Source organism: Thermodesulfovibrionia bacterium, from assembly GCA_030646035.1.
Classification (GTDB): Bacteria; Nitrospirota; Thermodesulfovibrionia; order UBA6902; family UBA6902; genus JACQZG01.
Genome location: JAUSMY010000056.1, coordinates 312,040 through 335,986 on the forward strand (window position 1 = coordinate 312,040; position 23,947 = coordinate 335,986).

Sequence of the window (23,947 nt, forward strand, 5' to 3'; positions counted from 1 at the left end):
GTCATTCCAAAACTGAGTGAGGAATCTTGGATTTCTCCTTTCAGTCGAAATGACATCAGACAGTAATTTTGGAGGAAGATATGGATAAACCCGTAAAGAGCGCAAGCACTTCAGCAGAAGAGATAATTCATTGGGCAACAGACCACAAAATAGATACATGCTTTGACCGTGCTGAGAAGATGAAGCCCTGCCCTATCGGTGAGACCGGGGCATGCTGCAAAGTATGTCACATGGGGCCGTGCAGGCTCATAGGCAAGAATGCGGAAGAAGAGGCAAGAGGCGTCTGCGGCGCGACCCTTGCAACAGTTGCGGCAAGGAATATGGTGAGGATGATAGCAGCCGGCACTTCAGCACATTCCGACCATGCCCGCGATATGGCGATGACGCTCCTCTCAGTTGCAAATGGAGAGGCAAAAGATTTCAAGATAACAGATGTTAAGAAACTATATAAGGTTGCCGGATATCTTGACATCGAGTTTGAAGGCAGGCCTGTCAATGATGTTGCAAGAGATGTCGCAACCATGCTGATAGAGGATTTCGGCAGACAGAAAGGCGAGATAAATTTTGCAAAGAGGGCGCCGAAAAAGACGCTTGCGAGATGGAGAAAATGGAAGATCGTTCCCCGCGGCATTGACAGGGAGATCGTTGAGGCTATGCACCGCACTAACATCGGCGTTGACCATGACCCTGACCACCTTCTCACGCACGGCCTGAAGGTCGCTCTTGCTGACGGCTGGGGCGGATGCATGATCTCAACCGACATAAGCGATATACTCTTTGGAACTCCGACACCTGTCAAGGCAGAGGCGAGCTTCGGCATATTCAAGGAAGATGAGGTCAACCTTATCGTCCATGGCCATGAGCCGACACTTGCAGAGGTGATAGTAGATACGGTATCAGAACCTGCGATGATCGAATACGCAAAATCAAAGGGCGCCAAAGGCATCAACCTCGGCGGCATGTGCTGTACAGCAAACGAGATACTGATGAGGCATGGCATCCCAACCGCGGGCGGATTTACGAATCAGGAACTCGGCATCATGACCGGCATGATAGATGCCATGACCGTTGACGTGCAGTGCATTATGCCTGCCATCACAGAGGTCTCAAAGCAGTTTCACACCAAGATAATCACAACAAGTGAAAAGGCGATGATACAGGGAGCTGTGCATATTGAGTATGATGAGCACAGGGCAAAAGAAGTTGCAAGAGAGATCATCAAACTGGCATGCGACAACTTCCCGAACAGAACGACAAAGGGCAGCCATATATCTCATAAGGCAACTCTTATCGGCGGCTTTTCCCATGAATACATCGAATACATGCAGGGCGGCAGGTGGAGAGGTTCATTCAGGCCGCTTAACGATGCGATTATGGCAGGCAGGATACGCGGCGTTGTCGGCTTGGCAGGATGCGACAACCCGAGAGTAGCATCAACCGGTATACACAAATACCTTGTGAACGAACTTATCAAAAATGATGTTCTTATAGTATCAACAGGCTGCGGCTCAGCAGCATGCGGAACCGCCGGATACCTCACACCTGAGATGGCGCTTGAGAATGCAGGTCCCGGATTAAGAGAGGTCTGTGAGGCTATCGGTATCCCCCCTATCCTTCACCTCGGTGCATGTGTAGACAATTCAAGGATACTGACGATAGCTTCTGCAATGGCTGCTGAAGGCGGGCTGTCAGATGAGATAGGCGGAATGCCTGCCGTTGGTATCGCCCCAGAGTGGATGTCTGAAAAGGCTATAGCGATCGGATGTTATTTCGCAGCATCAGGCGTTCCATGTATATTCGGCGGCGAGTCGCCTGTCGGAGCAAGCTCTGAAGTTACCAAGATAATGACCGAGACATGGATGGAAAGGTTCAAGGGCGCGCTTCATTTTGAGCCTGTCCCTGAAAAGATGCTTGAGCTTGCGCTTAAGTATATTGACGATGCAAGAGACGCGTTAAAGCTGAGAAAATACGAGCCCGGTAAATTCGGAGCAGAGAGAGTGCTCATGGATATGGCAGCGAGAAGAGAGATCGCGCCCCACGCCGGAGTCGGAGGGATAAATGAATCTCAAGGTTGATGAGACCATAGGCCATATCAGAGAGGTCATCTCGGAGAAGGACAAGAAGAGAGGCATTCTCATACATACATTTCAGAAGGTGCAGCATGAGATGAACTACCTTCCGGAAGATGCGCTTAAGATGATCTCGGAGAAGCTTGATATTCCTCTTTCCGAGGTCTACAGCACAGCGTCATTTTATAAACAGTTTTACTTCACCCCGCGCGGAAAGAAGATAGTCAAGGTATGCACAGGCACAGCGTGCCACGTCAGAGGCGCGTCTGCGGTCATGAATAAACTGGAAGAAGAATTCAAGATCAAAGAGGGCGAGACAACCCCTGACCTCTCCATGACGCTTGAGACGGTAGGGTGCATAGGATGCTGCGGCCTTGCCCCTGTCGCGACTGTCAATGAAGACATCATAGGCGAGATAGACAGGAAGAAGATAGCAGCGATAATCGACCTTATAAAAAGCGAATAACAACTGACTACTCCATCAGGATAGGTGAAATTATATGGCAAAACTGAAAAATACTGACGAACTGAAAGCGCTCAGAGATAAATTAAGCAAAGAGACCTTTGATCCGAACGCGCACAGGATCAGGGCGTGCTGCGGAACCGCTTGCACGGCAACAGGCGCGCACAAGGTCATTGCAGCTTTTGAGAAAGAGGCTGCTGCATCTGGTGTAGCAATTGATATAGTGAAGACAGGATGCCAGGGACTCTGCCAGAAAGGGCCTGTGCTCAAGGTTGAGCCGAACAATATCTTTTATCAGAGGACAAAGACGACCGATGTCCCTGCGATAATGGACTACTCTATCAAAGGCAATTCAGCATACAGGCAGGGGCTTTACAGGGACAACTTCCTTAGCGAGCCGATACCTCTTATGCTTGAGATCCCTTTTTATAAAAAACAGCTCAGGATAGCCCTGAGGAACAACGGCATAGTTGACCCGCGCAATATCGAGCATTACCTCGCAGTCGGCGGTTACGCAGGCATTGAAAAGGCCCTGTCTTCAATGACCACTGACGACGTGCTTAATGAAGTAGATAAGGCAAACCTGAGAGGACGCGGCGGAGCGGGTTTCCCTGCCGGAAGAAAATGGGCGCACTCAAAGGGCGCAAAGAGCGATGTAAAGCTTGTCATTGCAAACGGCGACGAAGGCGACCCCGGAGCATTCATGGACAGGGCTATCATGGAAGGCGACCCTCACAGCCTTATTGAAGGGATGCTCCTGTGCGCTTATGCGATCGGCGCGCAATACGGATTCATCTATGTCAGGCATGAATACCCTCTCGCTGTTGAGAACCTGAAGATAGCGATAAAGCAGGCTGAAGACCTCGGCATTCTCGGAAAGAATATTTTAGGAACCGGCTTCAGCTTCACAATTGATATAAGAGAAGGCGCAGGCGCATTCGTATGCGGCGAGTCAACATCGCTTGTCGCATCTATTGAAGGTGAGAGAGGATATCCGAGGCCGAGGCCTCCAAGGCTTTCTGAAATAGGCGGCGGCCCTTGGGGGATACCGGGTAACCTGAATAACATCGAGACATACGCATGTGTTCCTGTAATTATTGATAAAGGCTCGGATTATTTCCGCTCTATCGGCACAAAGAACTCTCCGGGCACAAAGGTCTTCGCACTTACAGGCAAGGTTAAGAACACAGGCCTTGTCGAGGTTCCGATGGGGATAACCTTGAGAGAGATTATCTTTGAGATAGGCGGCGGCATACTTGATGACAAGGAGTTCAAGGCTATACAGACAGGCGGCCCGTCAGGCGGATGCATTCCTGCCGAGCACCTTGACCTTCCTGTTGATTTCGACTCTCTCGCTTCAGTCGGCTCCATGATGGGGTCGGGCGGCATGGTCGTGCTTGACGAGGAGACCTGCATGGTTGATGTCGCAAAGTTCTTTCTGTCATTCACGCAGTCTGAATCATGCGGCAAGTGCCCGCCCTGCAGAATAGGTACATATCATATGCTGGAGCTGCTCAAGAAGATAACCTCAGGCAAGGGCGAAGATGGAGACATTGAGAAGCTTGAGAAGATAGGAGAGCAGATTATCGCAGGCTCACTATGCGGGCTCGGAAACAGCGCGCCTAACCCTGTGCTGACAACGATCAAATATTTCAGAGAAGAGTATGAAGAGCATATTCATGATAAATACTGCCGCTCAAAGGTATGCAGCGGATTAGGCACTTACACCATTGACCATACTGAATGCTTTCTCTGCGGGCTGTGCAAACAGGCATGCGCATTCGGAGCGGTCAAAGAGCTGAAGAACTCTTTCTACATTGACCAGGACTACTGCACAAAATGCAAGGCGTGCTACACTGCGTGTCCAATCAAGGCGGTCAAGATAGACAAGCAGAAGGGCAAGCCGTCAACCTCTTTGAAGAGGAGTAAATAATGACAGAAGATAATAAAGAAAAGATAATGACAATGAAAGATGTTCAGGCAAAGGCTGAAGAGAAGAAGTGCGCGGCGCAGCAGGCCCTCGTATTTGTAGAAGAGTTCCTGTCTGAACCGATGTGCGGAAGATGCTTCCCCTGCTCTTTCGGATGCTATGAGGCGAATATCAGGTTAAAGAAGATCGTTGCGGGAAATGCTTCTGACGAAGATGTAGAGCGCCTCAGAAGAATAGGAACTAACATGCTTGAGGCATCAATGTGCAAAAAAGGCAAAGACACAGCAGCATTCATACTTGATAAAATTGCTGCCGAGGATTTTGCAGGCCATATTTCAGGAGAATGTTCAAAGAGAGAGTGCGGATCATTCAGCAGCTATCTTATCATCCCTGAAAAATGCACGATATGCGGCTTATGCCTTGACGCATGTAAAGACCATGCAATAACAGGCGAAAAGAGGAAGCCTTACCTTTCAGGTTATCAGCCAATGGAGATAGCCCAGAAGAGATGCACAAAATGCGGAGAGTGCATCAAGGTATGCCCTGACGCAGCGATAGTACTTATAACGTCAAAAGAGATGGCTGGAACTGTTAAATAATAAAGTTGAAAGTTTAATCATTATCAGGAGGATGCATATATGTCAAAAACGGTTGACTTAACAATAGACGGAAAGAAGGTCACGGTTAACGAGGGAGTCACTATCGTTGATGCCGCTGAAAAGGCAGGTGTTCATATACCGAACCTCTGCTACCTTAAGGGCATGAAGGGTATCGGCGCATGCAGGATGTGCCTTGTTGAGGTCGAGGGCGGAAGAGGCCCTATTACTGCATGTACCTCAAAGGTGAAAGAAGGCATGAATATCACCACCGACTCTGAGAAGGTCCTTGAGATGAGGAACTTCGTGCTTGACCTTATACTCTCAATGCACCCTCTGGACTGCATGACCTGCACAAAGGCAGGCGTCTGCAACCTGCAGAAGTATGCTTATGATAACGGGATCAAAGAGTCGAGCTTTACGAGAAAAGATTTCGGCTACCCTATAGATTCCGCAAACCCGTTCATAAAGAGAGACCCTGACTACTGCATCCTCTGCGGCAAATGCGTAAGGGCATGCAAAGAGCAGGGAACGAATGTGCTTGATTTCATGGGCAGAGGCGTCGGCTCAAAGGTCGTCACCGCGCAGGATAAGCCGCTTCAGGAGTCTGACTGCACATTCTGCGGAAGCTGTATTGACGCATGCCCTGTTAACTCTTTGCTTGAAGCTGACAGGTGGAGAAAAGGAAGAGAGTGGGAGTATGTGAAGACAGCTTCAACCTGCCTTTCATGCGGGAATGGATGCAGCATAGTTGTAAGCTCCAAGGATGACAGTGTAGTTAAGATTAACTCTGCCGGAGATTACGGCACTGTTGAAAAGTATATATGCGCGCAGGGCAGATTCGGCTTTGACGCCCTCACCTCTGACCTGAGGATAAACGCTCCGATGAAGAGGGTCGGCAAGAAGCTTGAAGAGACCACTTGGGAAGATGCTCTTTCCATAGTAGCTGAGCATCTTAAGAAGTCGGGCAAGAACGCTTCCATCATCAGCACGGCAAATATACTAAACGAAGACGCGTCAGCCCTTGCAAGCCTCGCATCATCTGCCATAAAGACAAAGAACATAGACACAACAGTGAGTCTCTACTCAGGCGATGAGGCGATGAACCTCTCAGCATCTGCTGACCTCGACTCTGCTGATGTCATAGTAGTCGCAGGCCTTGCAACATCACAGTACACGAGAGTGCTGCCCGCGCTTGACGCAGCGATACAGAAGAGAGTCGCAAGGGGCGCAAAGCTTGTTGTTATAGACGATGTAAAGGCTCTTGCTTCGATAGCAAAGTCTCTCGTTACAAAGGGCGCAAAGTCCACAAAGGAACTTGATGCTGCGCTTGCTAAAGTAAAGACATCAGATGAGTCAGACGCTACTGCGGACATGATAGCAGCCGCTGCATCACCTGTGATATTCTGCTCCCCTTCCCTATTCGGAGCGGCAAACAACCTCTCACTTGTGAGCAATGTAAGTGTGGTGGCTGTGCCTTATGAAGCGAATGCAAGAGGCGTGGTTCTTTCAGGCCTTACCGCAGGCGCAAAGTCATACAGCGATATCGCATCAGGCAAGAATGATGTTCTCTATGTAGTTGGCGAGCCGCCGATAAAGAAGGCAGACGCAAAGTTTCTCATCGTACAGACACCTTATCTTTCAGACCTTGCAAAGCAGGCTGATGTTATACTTCCGGCAGCATCATACCTTGAGTCATCAGGCACGATCGTCAACTACCTAGGCAAGGTGAAGAAGGTTGCAAAGGCAGCCTCCCCTGCTGGCGATGCGAAACAGCACAAAGATATATTCGCTGATATCGCCAAGGCTATGAAGGCAACTCTCAAAGATGCAAAGGTTGATGTTAAGAAGTCGCTCAAGACAAAGGCCAAAGTAAAGGTTAATGCCTTTGAGAAAGTAAAAGGCCTTGATGTGAACCCAGTTGACCTGAATGATAAGATCAATAAGTCAGTGATAAACAGCTCAAGACTTCTGTGGCTCAAGGAGACGGAAATGGCACTGGCCTCAAAATAAGTTTTAGAATATTATTGTCATTCCGGCTGCTCCGGTCAGCCTACTGTTGGCTTGTCCGGAATCGTCTTTAAAACGGCATCCTGCCTAAAAACAGGATGCCGTTTTTTTATGTCATCTTCAACTTATTCTTTTCCCCTCTAACAAGAGGGGTGCAGGGGTGTATTATAGTCAGCCGCAATCTCCTTTTTTTCTGTCATTCCCGACTCCGATCGGTAATCCAATTCATTTAAATCCCTTAACCACGCCACTAAATTTCTGTTTACATTTTATTACTCATACAACTATAATTATCTCAATCCACAAAATTAGATATGTTATCTATGTGGAAAATAGGAGATTGAAATGGAATCCGAAAATGACTTCTTCTTAAGAGACCAAACCCAACGCACTATTAAAAAGTTCATAGGGGAAATGGACATGTTGCAAACAGCAGATGCCTTTGAGGAAGAACGTAACCGGCACATTAAATTAGTTTTAAATAGCATGCTCAGCACTCCAGATCAATGGAGTGCAAACTGCACAATAAACATCAACTGGGTTGGAAACGAATTTATTTCACTTCTTGCTAACGCAAATAATGTAAAAGATAAATCTTTCTTAGACAGTATATATTCAATGTGTTTTAGGTTTTTGCTAGAGCTTGAGCTCTCCATAAAAGGCAACTTGGTTGCAGAATATGAACAAGCAAGAAAATTTGCTTCTACTAATCTTACTAACTTTACAGAGCATGCTAAATCACATATAGAGTTTGCGCTTAGAGCTATGCCTATTGCCATACTTAAATCTTTGATATCTCATGACAACATAGGGAGTATCAAAGATTTTAACAAAACAGCAGAGAATGCAGACAGAATGAGAAAAGAGTGGAATAAGGAACTAGAAGACAAAGCAACCATTATTAATCAACTAAAAGAAAATCTTGATAAATATAAAGATGCCTTCAACTTTGTCGGATTATACCAGGGATTTGATGAATTAGCCTCAGTGAAGAATAAAGAAAAAACAAACATACTCCGTTACTTGAGATTATTTGGCTTTTTAATAGTTGTACCGATTATATCAGAGATACTTTACATTATGTACAACATTGAAATAATCGAAAACTCACAATCGGCATTAATTGTTTTACTTATACCAACTATATCTCTAATTGGCATTCTTATATATTATTTCAAGATTCTACTACTGAATTTCAGCTCTGTAAAATCACAACTGTTACAACTAGAACTTCGTAAAACGCTATGCCGATTTATTCAAAATTACGTCGACTATTCAACCGAAATCAAAAAGAAGGACAAAGAATCATTGGTTAAATTTGAAAATATAGTATTTTCTGGCTTAGTCACAAATGATGAGAAGTTACCAAGTACCTTTGACGGAATTGAGCAAATTACGAATCTTATTAAATCCCTAAAGTCTTCATAAGAGGAAAATGGGAAAAGTTCAGCTTAGAAATGCTTATCACTCTCGCGACAAAGGCCGGTATGCGTATCAGCCTTAAATGAGCAGCATAGACACGAGTTAACAAGTCACTCCATAAAGTGAACTGGCTCAGCTTTGACTATAAACATTTAAATGGTACAGCTAAAATACTTCGGTGACAGCAGGGACTACTTCAAGTATGACCTGATAACTTTAATCTGCCGAATACCAATGAAGATTATCTCCGCAATTATTTTTGTTCTTATTCTATCCTCTCAATCTTTCTCTGCAGATATTGGTCAGCTGACAGGCAATGCCGCAGAGGTGTACAAAAGGGCTCAAGGCGGGCGAAGGTTTGCAGACTCTGTAAAATTAAACCCTGAGATAATGCCTACATCAGACGGCAGGAGTTTTATCGTGGTGTGGAAAGTGGCTAACAAGAAAGTTCCTGAGCACTGGATAGTTTCATTGCATGGCAGTAATGGTTTTGCCACGGATGACCTCGCGATCTGGTATCAGAATATTAAAGACCGAGATATAGGATTGATAAGCGTGCAGTGGTGGATAGGCGCAGACGACAATAATAAATCCTACTATAAACCGATGCAGGTATACAGTGAAATTGATATAGCGCTTCAGAAGATTGGTGTGAAGCCCGGTACTGTAATGCTGCATGGTTTCAGCCGCGGCTCAGCCAATTCATATGCCATCGCAGCTCTTGACGCAGGCCAAGGCAAGCACTACTTTTCACTTATTGTCGCCAGCTCCGGCGGTGTCAACCTCGATTACCCTCCAACGCGCTCAATCGTTGAGGGTGCATTCGGTGACCATCCGTTACGAAACACTCGATGGATAACTGTAGCCGGCGCGCGCGATAAAAATCCAGACCGTGACGGCATTCCAGGAATGAAAAGAACAGCCATATGGCTGCAGGAGCAGGGCGCAACAGTCATTGAGCGCATTGAAGACCCGAATGAAGGGCACGGCGCTCTGATGCTCAATTCAAGAAATGCACGACATGTGCTGGATCTCTTTTTTAATAATAAAGAATAGCAGCACTTATCAGAAGCACTGCCATTACACCATCTTCTACCCTCAAATTCCCTTGCTTTCAAGAAGTTACAGTCATCCTCTGATATAATACTTTAATGGCATACCTGCTGATTGACGGCTACAATCTGATCGGACTCGGGCATAATGACCTTGAAGAGGCACGCAAGGAGATCATTGCAAGGCTCTCAAGATACTCTGCGCTTAAGGGGCATGATATCACTATTGTATTTGATGCCTGGAAGAGAGAAGATTCAGCAGGGTCAAGTACAAAGACCGGAAATGTAACAGTCATTTATTCAAGGGTTGCTGAAAAAGCCGATGAGGTTATCATAAAAATGCTCGCAGGCGAAAAGAAAGACTGTATCGTCATCAGCTCTGACAGGGAGATATCTGATGCTGCTTTAAGAAATGATATGGCAGCCATATCATCAGATGAGTTTGAGAGGAAGCTTGATCATGCGCTTGCGTCAGAAGATTATGAGTCAGAAAGATATGAGGACAATGACGATGAAGAAGATTACCGATCCCCTGCCGGACTTAAAGGCAATCCAAAAAAACTATCGAAAAATGATAAGAGAAGATCACTGGCGCTGAATAAACTTTGATTGCAGATCAAGCTGTATCTTTCCAGACAGCGGCATCAAGTCCATCCACCTCTCTGCCGGCAGGTTCAAACCCGGAACGGTCCTGCAGTGAGCCGACGATCGATTTCGAAACAAATATGCTGTTTGCCTGAGCGTACTTCTGCATGTGGCCTGCTATATCGATCACACGGTCGCTCATCGCTTCCATAGGCATTGATTCATCACAGTAGACAAAACCGGAGTTAACTCCGCAGCGCACCCTGAAATCCTGTTTTATCGCCTTTACATTCCTGTTGAAATTATCTAAAGACCTGATAATCTCCTTGCCGGCATTTAATGCATCCTCTACATCAGAGAAACATATCATGACACCATCGGGTGTCCATGCTGATTTAAGCGCCTTGTGCCTGGATATTATTTTATCGGCCATCAGCTTATACTCTTTGAAATCATGTTCTATCGCCGCCTTCTCCTCGCCCTGCTTCATGCCTGTTGAATTCATTATATCTATTGAGAGAAAGGCGAGATCCTGTCCCATATTATCAAGTTTCTTCTTTGTCTCGGCAAAGATCTTTATCAGTTCATCCCTGTCTCCTTTGCCTGTGCCTGCTTCAAGCTTCTCTTTCAGCGGAGTGAGCACCTTTGAGCTGTCGGAAAGATGAGTCTTAACTTTTAATGCTTCGTAATCCATCCTGACACCTGAACTGACAGCGAGATCATTATAATATTTCCTTTGATGATTAAAAAATAGTAAAAGGATCGTGAAGAATGCGATTATCGCTGACAGAAAAATATTCATGCTCATATTGAAAGGCATGTTGTTAATTAATATTGTTGATAAAGACTTGTCAAATCCTATCAATGAATAAAAAAGGTTATAAGGCAGGACATTTTCCAAAAGAGGCAGGGTCAGGGGCAGAAGAAAAACAAGTATGCAAGTAAAAGCGCATATACTCAGCCATATATAAACCGAAGCTGTTTTCTTGTGGCGTTCAATATCCATTATGTTTTCTTCCATGGTACCTATCAACCCCTAACTTCTGTAAAGTAAATATTATAAATAAAACCTGAAATATTCTCAAAATCAAGCATGCTGGCCGAAAATAAACGATCACAACTTAAGTATCCAGAAATGTCCTGACAGCAGCGGGATCTACCCAAACCCTGCCGCCGGCAGACTTGATCATGCCCTCTTTCTGAAACTTGCTCATCGTCCTGATAGCCGTTTCAACAGTAGTGCCGACCATCTCTGCCATCTCCTGCCTGGTGAGAGGGAAGCCTATCTTTTTAAAACCATTCTCCTCTGTTCCTGTCTTTTCTGATAATTTCAGCAGGAGCGATGCGATCCTGATCTCCACCCGTTCAGTTGCAATATCTCTGAGAGTATCATACGCGTTCCTGAGCCTGCCGCTGAAGTAATTTACAATTGTTAGGTTTAAGGACGGATAGGCTTCCATGACGGCAAATAGGTCTTTACGGCTTATCCGTATAACCTTTATATTCTCCATAGCCTCAGCAGATGCGGGAAAAGGCCTCTTGTCCAGGACCGCGACACCGCCGAAAACATCTCCGGGCAATATGATCTCAAGAATAACGTCCTTCCCATTGAGGGAATGTTTAACCACCTTCACCCTTCCCTCAGCTACAATATAGAACCAGTCAGACGGGTCACCCTCCATGAAGATGGTCTCATCTTTATTAAAATCCCGCGTATTGAAATAAGCGCTGATCTCCTTGAGTTCCTTGTCAGTGAGGGAAGAGAATACCTTATTCTTTATTAAAGTGTTAATGATCATATCTTTCATGTTTAAAACTAAAAGAATTATAGCATGTTCGAAACCGATTTTAAATAATGTTAAATTCGCTTTTCTATTAAATAATTATGCATATCTGAAAATCGTTGTGGTATAATAATTTCGTTAATTTTTCAACCCTGTTATTTTAGATATTTTTTCTATTATATGAAAATAAAAGTATTGGGTTCTTCAGGCGCAAGAATGCCGGGGCACAATCTGCCGGCTTTTTTACTTGATGATTTTCTGCTTCTTGACGCAGGCACATCCAGCTGCGTTCTAAATACTGTTGCCCAGCAAAAAATAAGCCATGCTCTTATAACACACTCCCACCTTGACCATATAAACAGCATCCCCTTTCTGGTTGAAAACATGGTAAATGGAAGCCATAAACCTCCCTTAACTGTTATCAGCGGAAAAGATGTGCTGAATGATATGAAAAAATATGTTTTCAATAACAGGATATGGCCGGACTTTACTGTTATTCCAAACAAGAAGCACCCGGTCCTTAAATTCCAGGAATTAGCAGCAGGAACCTGTATGAAGATAAATGACTATAAAGTCTGTACCGCAAAGGTGAATCATCCTGTACCCGCCTACGGCTATCTTATTGAAGATGCCAAGGGTAAGTCCCTTGTATATACAGGTGACACTGGGCCGACCCATAAATTATGGGAGATGATGAGCGGCCATGACGTAAAGGCTCTCATTATTGAAGTTGCCTTTCCTGACTCGATGAAAAAGCTCGCCTCTATATCAGGGCACCTCACCCCATCTTTACTCGCTGAAGAACTAAAGAAAATGTCAAAGATCCCCGAGAGTATCTACATTACGCACATAAACCCGGTTTATATAAATCAGGTAACGAAAGAACTGAAAAGATTTAAAAAACTCAATATTGAAGTGATCAACGACAAGACGATCATTACGATATAAAGATCATTCCCTGCATATCAATTACTTCTCTGTCAGCTTAACAACATTGCCTTCTTCCGGGTCAGTAATAACTGACATCATATCAGGCTGGAGTGATGTTACCTTATAAATCCCGACAGGTTCATCCTTGCCCTTGACAATTACCCTCTCCACCCCTTCAATTGAAACTCCCCTTATCTTCCCGCTTGCTATGCTGTCACGGATCCTGTCGACAGCATACTCTGTCAATAACAGACTGGCATTGTATCTTCTTGTCAGGGACTCAACCCTTGAGGCAAGGTTCACGTTATCACCTATGACTGTATAATCCATCTTCTTGCCCTCTGCCCCGATATTGCCGACTATCGCCTCGCCGGCGTTGATCCCTATCCCTACCTCAAGTGAGTCCTTCCCCTCTGATCTCCATTTTTCCTGAAGCTCATTAAGTTTCCTCACCATATCGAGTGCGCATCCGAGAGCAAGTTCTGTATGGTTTTCCTGAGGAAGCGGCGCCCCCCAGAATGCGACTATTGCATCTCCTATAAACTTATCTAACGTCCCTTCCCACTTAAATACAATATCTGTCATGGCGCCAAGGTATTCGTTAAGGATGGAAACAACCTCTTCGGGCTGATGCTTCTCCGAGAATGTAGTGAATGACCGTATGTCAGAGAAAAAGATGGTCACATCCCTCCTGTCACCCCCGAGTTTCGCCATCTCAGGCCTCTTGATCAATTCATTCATGACCCTCTCTGTAACATAACTTGAGAACATTTTTTTAATATCCCTCGCCTGTCTCTCCTCAACAAAATACTTGTAATTGACGATAAATGTGCCTTCGCTGAAGAGCGTCAAAAGCGGATATATGAAATTAAACCTAAGTCCGTAATAGGTGAAGAGTGCTTGATTGAATAAAACAAAGAGCAAAGTAATGACCAGGTAGTTGGCGAGAAGCGACAGCGAGTTCATCTTCCTCTGTCCTATAAGAAACGTGATAAGGCCTACAACTATCACGATCAGCATATCGGCATATACCGGCGACCTGGTTATGAATTCGCCTCTTAATATATTTGCTACAACGGTGGCGTTCTTCTCTACCCCGGGGAAATTGGCTGAAAACGGCGTGACCTTTGTGTCATATGTCGCAATAGCGGTAGTGCCTATAAATACTATCTTGTTCCTGAATGTATTAGCAGGTATCATTCCTGAAAGCACATCAACCGCTGATTTATGTTTGATGGTGCCCTCCCTGCCGTAATACTTGATATGCAGCCTTCCATAAAGGTCGGTGGGGATAAAGATATTCCCAGCCTCGACCCTGATCCCCCCTATTATCTTCACATCCTGCGGCTGTATATTCAAAGCGGTAAAAGCGGTATTAAGGGAAAGTGAAGGGAAATATTCCTCACCAAATTTTACATAGAGGTTCTCCCATCTAAGCTTGCCATCCATGTCGGGAAGAGCGTATACGTGCCCGAACCTCGAGGCTGAAGCGATAGGTTCAGGAGGCAAGAGCACCCTGTATATCTCAAGGGCTTTGAAATACTGAATGTTCTTGAGATTCAATAACGCATGGTCATAAAGTATGTCAGGCATCTCTCCGGTAAAAGACTTGCCCTTCTCACCCTCAAAGCCAAGCGCCATAACCAGCTTGTCCCGATGTCTTTCAATGGTTTCAGCCAGTATGCTGTCAGCCTCTAACGATTCAGATTCCGGATAAAATATATCGACTGCTACCGCCAGCGGATTGTCTTCAAAGACCTTCTCTATGAGTTGTGCCTGCAACTGCCTCGGCCACGGCCATCTCCCGTACTTCATAAGGCTCTTCTCATCTATCGTCACGATGATAACGTTAGAAGGCGGGGCAGGCGGGGATATGATATTGCCGAGCTTAAACCTGAAGTCAACGAATAGGGTCTCAAACCCCTCATCTATAAATGAGGGATTTCCGTATGTGAGCAGAACAAAAAAGAGTGTGATAAGAAGAGGGACTGCGACAGTAGGCTTTACAAAACCTTTATTATTTATCGAGGGGAACCTGGATTCATGGGATATCGCAGACAATGATACCCTATCCCTTTTCAGACAGTCTGTCTCTATGATCCTGGACAAGTTTTCCTGTGCTTCCGTCTTCAGTAAGGCTGATCATCTCAACCCTGCCGTCTGTTCCTTCCCAATACCTATTATTAACATTGTCAAGCATGGGATAGTATTTACCGGATATGTCTTCATACATATCAACTTTATAAATAGGCGTGCCTAACTCTGCCTCCTCATTTGCTGAGATACGAAGAATGCCTTTATTGTCATAAACAGTGAACCTGCCTGTATTATTTTTGTAGCCGACATAATATTTGCCTGCCTCTTTATGATAGATATCAGCATTCATTTCTTTCAGATCATTGCCGACTATCTCATGAAATGATTCACCTTTTATCATGAAGTACTTATCGGCATTGCTGAGCACCCATTCAGATGTTATCCTGTCAGGGCTGTGGGTCAGGATGGTCTTCTCCTTATCAATGAAAGCCTTATCAAGCTTATGGTATTCCGTATGAACAGCTCCTGCGCCGATGGTTATATCATGAACAACTACCCCGCAATTAAAAGAGCTCAATGCTTCATGGAACCTTTCCTCGCTCCACATACGCTCAATATAGTCATTTATGTCACCCTCGATTATTGATGCAGCCTCAAACTCCTCTCTGGACATCCTGAGGTTCTGCACTATCTTCTCCTTATAAAGCTCCTCCCATATTCCCCGGTTATTGACCGTGTCAGAGCTGAAGATAAGCGTATCAGCACCTGTGGAGATCTTAATGCCTATAGCAGGCACGCCATGCCATACAGGAGCCTTTATCGCCTCTATGAAGAAACCTTCCGGGTCTCTGTATATGTTCTTATCCTCTTCATAAAAGATATTAGATGAAAAAGGATAGTAACTCTCAGGCTCTATCCATTCACCAGAAGCAGGGTCTTTAAAGAGCATGCGGGGCCTCTTTGTTGCGGGATTGACAACTATCTTGGCAATTCCGTGTCCGGCTTCCGAACCTTTACTGTCTAAAACCGCAAGCCTTGAGCTGCCCGGCCTGTCCTCAACAGAAACTATTCTGTATCTTGCCCTTGGGCCGATTATCCTGAAGTCAACATAATCCTCGTATGGAATGTCCACTATCCTCTTTGAATCTACCGAAAGGCTCCTGTCAAGCGCAGACCTGGATGAATTCATAACATCCTCATGAATGTCCTCACTCGTGAAGAAAGAGACCTTCCCTTCTATATCGCGGGCATACATATTGAAGAGCGCCAGGTCAGTGAACCACCTCTTGTGATCCTCATGGGCATGAGTTATAAAGAGGCCTTTTATCTTCTGGAGCCCGTGTCCGCCGATCTGCTGAAATAGCGGGGCGCCGCAGTCGACAAGATAGTTGGAGCTGCCGACTTCGACCTGATAGCCTATGCTCTTGCCGATCCTTGAGAAAGGGCCGAAGTCACCGAGTATATGGAGTGTGATCCCGTTGCTCATTTGAAAGTTATTTTAGCACAAAACAGCTGTTTTTATAGTTGATCAAGCCTTATTGTCAGCCTCTTTCCGGCAGAAACCTTACTGCCTGCAGTTGCGGAATATTCACCAGGAACATCAAATGACTTATCCTTGTCGTTCCAGAAAACAAGGCCGCTCTTTATGATCTTTTTATTCTCCACATCATCAATGCTGGCGCTGATAAGTTTCATCCTTTTTTTACGGAAATCAATGTATGCTTTTTCAGCCTTTACCCTGATCAACTCCGTATCTCCCCTGAAGACATCAAAACTCAGGCCATTGATCACTCCCCTGGAGATCAGCCCGCTTCCACCTGTTGCCTTACCGCCATTGTCCAATGATAAAAACTTTTCAGTAAACGAAAAGATATCTGATCTCGATGAACTGTTTTTATCAAGATACAACTTGAACCTTGCGTTATCTATTGTTGCCTCTTTCAAGGGCCTGATATTGAACATCCAGAATCGCCTCTGGCCGATCCTGAATTCATCAGCCTCCAGATTGGCAAGGAGGTTGTTCTTATCATCAAAAGAACTGTAGGAAAGCCCTTTCATTCTGTGCGGGTTATTAGATCCGGCCTGAACTGCGGCAGCATCTTTTTCTAAAATAGCCTGTTTCCGGTCATTTATTAAAAAATACCATGAGATGATAAGAAAAAACGCAACAGCCACTGAGGTCAATATGGAAATCTTTGCAATGCGGGAAAGGGGCATATTTATCTTATGAGTAAAATTGCCAGGCAGTACGAACTATGCTCCTGACTTAAGGTGATGTGTAAACTGTGATATTATCAGCGCTCGTAGCAGGCGCCTGCATCAATATGAAATCATGAGAATTCATATCGAATACCGCACCGTCAGGGCTTCCCATAAAAAGAGACGGGAAAGGAGTGCTGCTCCATGTCTGCGGACAGCAATAGCCTTGGTCTAATTCACTTCTGAAAAACTGAATCGCATCCACCTTCACGTCATAATTATCATTCATAAAACCGCGATACCTGAAGTTCTGAATAAGATAGTACCCATATAGTCCTGTAAAATTCCTGACTCCGTCAGATGAGTTGGCAACACCAAGACGTGTATAATCATATGCCTCAGGATCTTTACGGAAATCCCATGAATAAGGATCTGCAGGCAGCACATTACCGCCATAGACATAATAAAGATCATCCTCAAAGATATCTGCTAAGCTGTTAGAGTTCAGGTCTTCATTGATAACTGAAGGCAAATACCCTTCTGACTGGATAAGCACCCCTCCAAAACTCGGGTCAGGCAGAAAGCCCTGTGCTTCATCTCCTGAGAATGACGGCAGCAGGCTTCTGAAATTAACTGCTCCGGCATAAAATCTGCTGAAATCCATTATAGTATCATCAGTAGGAACGCCGGGAGTCTGATTGTCATCAAGGGTGCAAGAGCCGTTGAGGCATGTCTTTGCTGCCGCTATATCTGCCTTTGCCTCATCTATCTCAAGCTGGCTAATCTGCCACGGGTTGGGCCCTACATCGATATTGATAAAGTCATCGCTCTGGTCATCACCCTCAAGTTGTATCCATTCGATAGCAGCCACAGAATCATCCAGTGCGCTGCTGGTCAGATAGCTCTTTGCAGTCACAAGATGTGCAGAGTCTGTCAATGACAAAAATCCCGGATTATCAGCCAGAAACTGCTGTTTCGTGGTAGAAATAGAAATAGAACAAGTTTCGCCGGTTTCACATATCCCGTCACCATCACCGCCAACTTCGATTTTGGGGAAAGTGGCATCAATATCTATATCAAGATCATAAGCTTGCTGTGTCAGGATGAGCGAGAGCATGCTCTTGGCAGCAGCCCTGAGAGCAAGGACATCGCCGTAGTCGCTCTCTATAGGTGTGCTGTCAGGTTTCTGAGGTTCTAACCACAGCACATTAAATGTCTCGGATATCTGATTGAAACCATCTATCGCGCCAATAAGTTCAGGACGAACTACATCATATAAATAATCTTGAAGCTGGCCTACGGTCGGTGAATTCGCAGGCATCAATTGAGGGCATACGACGTCGAAAAGGGGATCTATCGGGGACACGCCTGAGACAATACAGTCAAAGAGGTCGGCTATCTCACCCGCAGTATTAATGCCATTGGAAACGTTTCCATCAGATGAGATTTCGAAGCCAAGCGCAAAGACCCTTGTCAAAGCGTAAAAGAACCTGGCTTCATCAGCATCGTTAGTGGTTGAGTTCCCGTATAAGAGTACAGCTTCCTTTAAAAAATCCCTTGCGGATAAAATATCTCCAGCTTCAAAAGCATTTAAACCATTGACTAACATATTATTGTAATCCGTTGACTGCATGATAACCGTAAGTGAAACAGGAGTACCGGCAAGATCGGCCTCGGCCTGGCCCTTAAAGAGGAGGATGCCGTTGCCGTCGGACTCGTCATGCGCTATCACTTCAAAAAGCCTGTCCGCGCCGCTTGGAACCTGAATAAGCTCCTGCAACCCGGTAAAATCATAAATATTTATGGTACGCACTATCGGGCTCATGGACGGGCCTGTGACCCTTATCACAACAGACACAACCGAATCGGGTATCACCTGAAGAGATAAGGCGCCTGCAATCCTTTCGCGCTGGCCGAGATTAATGGTAACGGAAGTGCTGTCTGAACTTGCAGACCCGCCCCCGCCTCCCGAGCAGGAGACAATTAAGGAAAAAAGAAGAGATAATACGATTAAGAAAGCGGGTGCGGCAATCCTGCCTGTCCGGTAGTCAGGCCTGATAAAAATATATTTCAATTTAGAGATAATCACTGAGGTATCTCCTCGAATACTACATCAATTGTCACAGGCGTGGTTGGTACAGCATCAAAAGGAGGATCTATAGGAGGACCATCCTCAGGCTTATAATCACCATCGCCTTCATAAATAATATCCTCAAAAGTAACAACATCATCAGGAATATCATTCTGATTATCCATGATCTCGCCTATGACATCTGTAACGTCTTCAAACTGAGCTATCTCTTCAGGCGTCGCAAGCCGAACAACCCCTGGTTCATCTCCGGATAAACTGCCAACTTCACCTGGATTTATATTAAACCCATTAAGGCCTGTTATAAGGTCATTCATTGTGACAGTGCCGTCAAATACCAGGGCATGTGTCCCGTTATCGATCCAGACAATGAACATCGTTCCTCTTGCCGCAACCACTGCCGTAGGGGTATGTATCTCAAGATCTGACCTGCCGACAATGACCCTTAACGATCCTTCAACAAGACTATATACCGATTTTGACCTGTCCTTTTCGGAATTATAAATATACTCCTTCACCTCAAGCCTGCTCATCTCGCCGAGACTAAGTATGCTGTCATCATTAAAGAAGATCTTTGCCCTTGAATGCTCGCCGGTCACAACCACATCATCCGCAAGAATCGTCATCTGGGGTTTGGCATCGCTCTGCGAATCATATCTCATGATATAAACATCTTTCTTTACGGCCAGGATCTTCCCTGCCTCATTGTCAGCATAGGAGCTTACTGGAAAAACAGCCGAACAGATCAGAAAAAGAGAAATAGTAAAAACGATCTTTCTCATAATATACCTGCCGTCAGGAATAAGCCCACGATATTCCTCCTGTAATTATAGTTATCCAGGTTTGAATCATTTACTGTGTATGACTCGTTCAGCAGAAGGCTGAAGGTCTTATTTATGACATAAGTCAAGCTGCCCGAATACTTCTGCACCTCGTCAAGGCGTATCTCGGAGGCGCCGGGCGACATGCTGTCATATTCCCTTTCTCCGTATTCAGCTGACAGTTTCCCGTATAAAGATGACAATATCTCTGACGATATGTCTCCGCCGAGCCTGAACTCCTGATAGCTCCAGTATGCGGTATCTGAATTTTCAGAGTCATAATAAAAATAAAGATCAGCATTAAACGTGTCTGAATAGTTCTGCCTGATTCCGGCGCTGTGCTTATTACCATTCCTTACTGAAGCTGCCTGAAAGAGGTCGGAGTCAAAATATTTAAGAGTGCTGTATTCATAGGTCACTTCAGTTGAAGACTTCTTATCCTCAATCACCTTTACCCTGCCGGAAAACTCATGATTGATACTGTAAAGGTTTCCTCCGACATACGTATATACAAATGTATATCCGGCAGAAGGCCGTATGGTTTCTGAAAAACCTAACTCAACTGTGGGGCCTATCCTTTGCGAATTAACATTGAACCCGCTCATGTGCTGATGCTGGCTCAGATAAAAAGAATAATCCCCTTTTATCCTGACAATGCCTTTCTTAAACAGGTGCTTTCCGGCAGTAAGATACAGGAGCGCCCTGTAGTCTGTCTTTCTGTCTGACGGGTTGACAGGATTTGAGGGCTCAACAATGACGTTATCGTCATATTGACTGCCGAGAGAGAGGTTTAGGTAATAGTCCTTTTTGGCCTTGCCTTCGCCCTCTTCCGCCCTGCATGCCTGCATCATGTCTGACGCGTATTTACTGAGCTCTGCATCATCAGACATCGAGACATACTTTTTAAGATTGCTCTCAGCCTCGTCACATTTCGCGGTTATATAATAGATTCGGCCGAGCTCAAGATATGCATCAATGAAATTCTTATCCTTCTCCAGAATCCCCTTGAATACAACCTCAGCTTTTTCAAACTCTCCGAGCCTCGAATATGCCACGCCTGAATAATATGTAGCTTCAGTGTTGCCGGGAGAAGCCTCAAGCGCCTGCCTGAACAACTCAAGAGCCTCTTTTGTCTCCCCCAAACTCATCTTCTGGATGCCTTGCGCTATCTGAACCTCATGCAGAACTGTTGCATGTATGCAAGGTGCCGCGGTCAGGAGAAACATCAATAAAATGAATAATTTAATAAAATGTCTCTTTTCCATATTCACCAATTTTCAAAACAATACAACTAATTAAAAATTATGTCAAGCAAAATATTGCGATCTGTCAAGCAAAATAGAGATGCCTTTTTTCAAGATTAAATAAGTTCAGGAGAACTGTTATTCCCGGTTTTTATATTAAATACCAAGTGATATAATATGCAGCATAATAACTACCATGAAACAATCAGACAAGAAAAGACTGAGCCTGCTTATCGGGGTCTTCATTACCCTAATCACTACCCTCCTGATGTTCCTTGAACTCTCTCCTTTTATAACGCTTGAGGCAAAGCTTCTCGACTACCGTTTCAAGATAAGAGGGAAGATAGACCCCCCTGACAGTATCGTCATAGCTGCCATTGACGAAAAAAGCATTGAGCGCCTTGGACGGTGGCCCTGGGACAGAGACAGGCTGGCCCAGCTTGTCAGAAAGCTTGAAGAGGTTCATGCAGGCATCATTGTCTTTGATATTATCCTCAGTGAAGAGGAGAATAATGACAAGCTGCTCGGCGACGCGATATGGGACGCAGGCAATGTAATTCTCCCGATCGTCTTTGATTTTGAAGGTAAGGTAGGCCGGCCGGATAACGAATACCTGAACAATACGGCATTGGCATCCGTAACTAATGAGAAGCTCTTTAGGGATTATCCCCCAATCATTGCAAACGGCGTTCTCATCCCTGTGCCTGAATTAATAAGCTCCGTGATGACACTCGGCCATATCAATATGTTCCCTGACATAGACGGCACTCTGAGATGGGAATCTCTGCTTATCGGTTACAGGGGCAAACTATATCCTTCGGCAACGCTGCAGGCCGCTGCATCATATCTCGGAATTCCCAACGATAAGATAACTGTAAATGCGACCAGCGGCATACAGCTGGGGAATAAGAGGTATATACCTACGGATGAATACGGCCGGACCCTGATAAATTATTACGGGCCCAACATGACCTTCACCCATATTTCCATTTCAGATATTCTTGAGGGGAATATTAAACCCGAAGAGCTCCGGGGCAAGATAATACTTATCGGCGCCACAGCGGTCGGCATTTACGATCTGAGAGTAACACCGATCTCTGCCGCAATGCCCGGGATTGAGAAACACGCAAGCGTAATAGCATCTTTAATAGATGGGAAACATCTTAAGACTATCCCGTCATATGTGAATCTTGCGATACTTTTATCGACAGGATTTTTATTCTCCCTCATATTCACAAGGCTTAAGGCAGCCGGCGCCTCGGTCCTCACAGCCGCTTCACTCCTTTTTATCTCCTGGGCAGCATATTATATGTTCGCAAAGTACGGCCTTTGGGTCAATGTGACTTACCCCGCGCTTAACATTATTCTTACCTTTGTAAACGCGACATTATACAACTACTATATTGAGGAGAGGTTCGCAAAGAAGATAAGGGCGATGTTCTCAAGTTATGTAACGGAAAGCCTGGTCAATGAACTGATACACAATCCTGAACTGGCAAAGCTTGGAGGCGAGAACAGAGAGGTGACAATACTCTTTTCAGACATCAGGGGATTCACGACATTTTCGGAAAAACATTCGCCTGAAGAGGTTGTCGCGATACTTAATGAATACCTCGGAGAGATGACAAAGATAGTCCTTAAATGGAAAGGAGTGCTTGATAAGTTCATAGGCGACGCGATACTCTGCTTCTGGGGCGCGCCCGTCAGGCAGGATAACCACGCGGAGCTTGCCATAAGATGCGCACTTGAGATGATGAAGAGGCTCGGCGAGCTCCAGATAAAATGGGCTGCTGAAGGAAAGGCAGGGCTGGACATCGGGATTGGAATAAATACCGGGAAAGTGATCGTCGGCAATATAGGCGCTGAAGGTATGAAGATGGACTATACAGTCATCGGAGACCATGTGAACCTCGGCTCAAGGGTGGAATCCCTGACAAGAAAATATGACGCCCATATCCTGATAACTGAATTCACTCTTGAGAGTATCAGGAATCTTATAAAGTCAGGCGCAATCGCTCACGTCTCAGTTGAAGGAAAAGAGAAAGTAATAGTAAAAGGCAAGGAGAAGCCTGTTGCTGTATATGAGATACACTCTCTTGAGCATGGCTGCGACTCAACGGTAACCGAATGCGAAAAAGATGAAGCGGTCAAGTTGACGGAGAAATAACCTTAAATGAACTGAAACAAAAAAGGCTCCCTGGATCAAAATCGGGAGCCTTTTTTGTTTGTCATTCCAGCTTGTCCGAAATCATTTCAATCTATATTGATTTACAGCTTTTTTCTTGTCCTGTATCCAACGAAAACAATAACTGAGCCGAAGAATATGACGGCTGCCGAAGGATATTTAAGAGCGTATACCACAGGCGTTAAAACTATCCTGGTGGCTGTCCTCAGCCCATCATGCTTTGCAATATAGTCAGCAGCCGGTGGAGAGAGCCTGTAGTATGTCCTTACAAACAGTGAACCTAATTTATTTGTTAGTAGATATCTATCCCTGAACCTCTTAAGAACATTCACATCAGGATGCAGGTAACTGCCGTACGCGGCTGTAGCTATAAAGCATCCACCACCGCCGCCGCCTTCTCCGCCTGATGATATTACAGCATCAGGGTCTGTGTATCTGTATGTAGCTGTGCCGCAATCCACTTCACCGCTATTTACCTGAACTGTGAAATCAATATAATAGATGGGGTTTAAAGGGTCAGGGTTCTCAGTT

General features: G+C 45.1%; 19 protein-coding genes. 10 read left to right on the forward strand and 9 right to left on the reverse strand.

Translation table 11 applies throughout. The features are described from left to right. The first annotated feature begins 80 nt into the window (after positions 1–80). From cooS to Q7U10_10265, 8 genes are all read left to right on the forward strand, one after another. On the forward strand, positions 81–2,075 hold the full coding sequence (cooS, locus tag Q7U10_10230; protein MDO8282978.1) for an anaerobic carbon-monoxide dehydrogenase catalytic subunit: 1,995 nt from the start codon (positions 81–83) through the stop codon (positions 2,073–2,075). After that, positions 2,059–2,535 (forward strand): NADH-quinone oxidoreductase subunit NuoE, encoded by a 477-nt coding sequence (gene nuoE, locus Q7U10_10235; protein MDO8282979.1) that lies wholly within the window; start codon positions 2,059–2,061, stop codon positions 2,533–2,535. The genes cooS and nuoE overlap by 17 nt, the downstream gene beginning before the upstream one ends. A gap of 34 nt (positions 2,536–2,569) precedes the next feature. Beyond that, positions 2,570–4,465 carry an NADH-ubiquinone oxidoreductase-F iron-sulfur binding region domain-containing protein gene (locus Q7U10_10240; protein MDO8282980.1) on the forward strand — a complete coding sequence of 632 codons (1,896 nt, stop codon included), beginning with the start codon at positions 2,570–2,572 and terminating at the stop codon, positions 4,463–4,465. After that, positions 4,465–5,061, forward strand: coding sequence for an NADH-ubiquinone oxidoreductase-F iron-sulfur binding region domain-containing protein (locus tag Q7U10_10245; protein ID MDO8282981.1), 597 nt, complete (start codon positions 4,465–4,467; stop codon positions 5,059–5,061). The genes Q7U10_10240 and Q7U10_10245 overlap by 1 nt, the downstream gene beginning before the upstream one ends. Positions 5,062–5,100: 39 nt before the next feature. Beyond that, positions 5,101–7,071 (forward strand): molybdopterin-dependent oxidoreductase, encoded by a 1,971-nt coding sequence (locus tag Q7U10_10250; GenBank protein MDO8282982.1) that lies wholly within the window; start codon positions 5,101–5,103, stop codon positions 7,069–7,071. Between the two features lie 342 nt (positions 7,072–7,413). Continuing rightward, positions 7,414–8,496: a hypothetical protein gene (locus Q7U10_10255; protein MDO8282983.1), complete on the forward strand. Its 1,083-nt coding sequence runs from the start codon at positions 7,414–7,416 to the stop codon at positions 8,494–8,496. 228 nt (positions 8,497–8,724) lie between these two features. Then, positions 8,725–9,546, forward strand: coding sequence for a hypothetical protein (locus Q7U10_10260; GenBank protein MDO8282984.1), 822 nt, complete (start codon positions 8,725–8,727; stop codon positions 9,544–9,546). 95 nt (positions 9,547–9,641) lie between these two features. Continuing rightward, complete coding sequence (locus tag Q7U10_10265; protein ID MDO8282985.1) at positions 9,642–10,151, forward strand: NYN domain-containing protein; 510 nt, start codon at positions 9,642–9,644, stop codon at positions 10,149–10,151. Positions 10,152–10,158: 7 nt separating this feature from the next. On the opposite strand, the gene Q7U10_10270 is transcribed toward Q7U10_10265, so the two are convergent. Further along, complete coding sequence (locus tag Q7U10_10270; GenBank protein MDO8282986.1) at positions 10,159–11,148, reverse strand: guanylate cyclase; 990 nt, start codon at positions 11,146–11,148, stop codon at positions 10,159–10,161. A gap of 100 nt (positions 11,149–11,248) precedes the next feature. Next, entirely contained in the window at positions 11,249–11,926 is a 678-nt protein-coding gene (locus Q7U10_10275) for a Crp/Fnr family transcriptional regulator (GenBank protein MDO8282987.1), read from the reverse strand. A gap of 165 nt (positions 11,927–12,091) precedes the next feature. Between Q7U10_10275 and Q7U10_10280 the strand changes: the two genes are divergently transcribed. Next, positions 12,092–12,859, forward strand: a complete 768-nt coding sequence (locus Q7U10_10280; GenBank protein MDO8282988.1) for a 3',5'-cyclic-nucleotide phosphodiesterase — start codon at positions 12,092–12,094, stop codon at positions 12,857–12,859. Positions 12,860–12,880: 21 nt separating this feature from the next. Here the strand turns inward: Q7U10_10280 and Q7U10_10285 are convergent, their stop codons facing one another. From Q7U10_10285 to Q7U10_10310, 6 genes are read right to left on the reverse strand one after another with little or no spacing between them, the layout of a single operon-like run. Then, positions 12,881–14,902, reverse strand: a complete 2,022-nt coding sequence (locus Q7U10_10285) for an adenylate/guanylate cyclase domain-containing protein (GenBank protein ID MDO8282989.1) — start codon at positions 14,900–14,902, stop codon at positions 12,881–12,883. Positions 14,903–14,909: 7 nt separating this feature from the next. Next, the gene (locus tag Q7U10_10290; GenBank protein ID MDO8282990.1) at positions 14,910–16,364 is read right to left on the reverse strand and encodes a hypothetical protein; all 1,455 of its coding nucleotides are present in this window, start codon (positions 16,362–16,364) and stop codon (positions 14,910–14,912) included. A 32-nt stretch (positions 16,365–16,396) separates the two neighbouring features. Beyond that, positions 16,397–17,095 carry a hypothetical protein gene (locus Q7U10_10295; GenBank protein ID MDO8282991.1) on the reverse strand — a complete coding sequence of 233 codons (699 nt, stop codon included), beginning with the start codon at positions 17,093–17,095 and terminating at the stop codon, positions 16,397–16,399. Positions 17,096–17,144: 49 nt separating this feature from the next. Continuing rightward, a complete protein-coding gene (locus Q7U10_10300; GenBank protein MDO8282992.1) occupies positions 17,145–19,166 on the reverse strand; it encodes a hypothetical protein in 2,022 nt (673 codons plus the stop codon). Beyond that, positions 19,163–19,948, reverse strand: coding sequence for a FecR family protein (locus Q7U10_10305; protein ID MDO8282993.1), 786 nt, complete (start codon positions 19,946–19,948; stop codon positions 19,163–19,165). The genes Q7U10_10300 and Q7U10_10305 overlap by 4 nt, the downstream gene beginning before the upstream one ends. Next, positions 19,945–21,252, reverse strand: a complete 1,308-nt coding sequence (locus Q7U10_10310; GenBank protein MDO8282994.1) for a porin family protein — start codon at positions 21,250–21,252, stop codon at positions 19,945–19,947. The genes Q7U10_10305 and Q7U10_10310 overlap by 4 nt, the downstream gene beginning before the upstream one ends. Before the next feature lie 175 nt (positions 21,253–21,427). Between Q7U10_10310 and Q7U10_10315 the strand changes: the two genes are divergently transcribed. Further along, positions 21,428–23,398, forward strand: coding sequence for an adenylate/guanylate cyclase domain-containing protein (locus Q7U10_10315; protein MDO8282995.1), 1,971 nt, complete (start codon positions 21,428–21,430; stop codon positions 23,396–23,398). Between the two features lie 101 nt (positions 23,399–23,499). Here Q7U10_10315 and Q7U10_10320 read toward each other — a convergent pair. Continuing rightward, the coding region (locus Q7U10_10320; protein MDO8282996.1) for a CFI-box-CTERM domain-containing protein at positions 23,500–23,947 on the reverse strand (448 nt) is incomplete at its 5' end.

What these genes read in the sequence shown, in the direction of transcription:
- Q7U10_10305 (MDO8282993.1), bottom strand. Translation starts at nt 19,948, where the DNA reads ATGAGAAAGATCGTTTTTACTATTTCTCTTTTTCTGATCTGTTCGGCT.
- Q7U10_10240 (MDO8282980.1), top strand. Translation starts at nt 2,570, where the DNA reads ATGGCAAAACTGAAAAATACTGACGAACTGAAAGCGCTCAGAGATAAA.
- Q7U10_10280 (MDO8282988.1), top strand. Translation starts at nt 12,092, where the DNA reads ATGAAAATAAAAGTATTGGGTTCTTCAGGCGCAAGAATGCCGGGGCAC.
- nuoE (MDO8282979.1), top strand. Translation starts at nt 2,059, where the DNA reads ATGAATCTCAAGGTTGATGAGACCATAGGCCATATCAGAGAGGTCATC.
- Q7U10_10255 (MDO8282983.1), top strand. Translation starts at nt 7,414, where the DNA reads ATGGAATCCGAAAATGACTTCTTCTTAAGAGACCAAACCCAACGCACT.
- Q7U10_10310 (MDO8282994.1), bottom strand. Translation starts at nt 21,252, where the DNA reads ATGGAAAAGAGACATTTTATTAAATTATTCATTTTATTGATGTTTCTC.
- cooS (MDO8282978.1), top strand. Translation starts at nt 81, where the DNA reads ATGGATAAACCCGTAAAGAGCGCAAGCACTTCAGCAGAAGAGATAATT.
- Q7U10_10270 (MDO8282986.1), bottom strand. Translation starts at nt 11,148, where the DNA reads ATGGAAGAAAACATAATGGATATTGAACGCCACAAGAAAACAGCTTCG.
- Q7U10_10275 (MDO8282987.1), bottom strand. Translation starts at nt 11,926, where the DNA reads ATGATCATTAACACTTTAATAAAGAATAAGGTATTCTCTTCCCTCACT.
- Q7U10_10290 (MDO8282990.1), bottom strand. Translation starts at nt 16,364, where the DNA reads ATGAGCAACGGGATCACACTCCATATACTCGGTGACTTCGGCCCTTTC.
- Q7U10_10265 (MDO8282985.1), top strand. Translation starts at nt 9,642, where the DNA reads ATGGCATACCTGCTGATTGACGGCTACAATCTGATCGGACTCGGGCAT.
- Q7U10_10250 (MDO8282982.1), top strand. Translation starts at nt 5,101, where the DNA reads ATGTCAAAAACGGTTGACTTAACAATAGACGGAAAGAAGGTCACGGTT.
- Q7U10_10260 (MDO8282984.1), top strand. Translation starts at nt 8,725, where the DNA reads ATGAAGATTATCTCCGCAATTATTTTTGTTCTTATTCTATCCTCTCAA.
- Q7U10_10315 (MDO8282995.1), top strand. Translation starts at nt 21,428, where the DNA reads ATGAAACAATCAGACAAGAAAAGACTGAGCCTGCTTATCGGGGTCTTC.
- Q7U10_10245 (MDO8282981.1), top strand. Translation starts at nt 4,465, where the DNA reads ATGACAGAAGATAATAAAGAAAAGATAATGACAATGAAAGATGTTCAG.
- Q7U10_10295 (MDO8282991.1), bottom strand. Translation starts at nt 17,095, where the DNA reads ATGCCCCTTTCCCGCATTGCAAAGATTTCCATATTGACCTCAGTGGCT.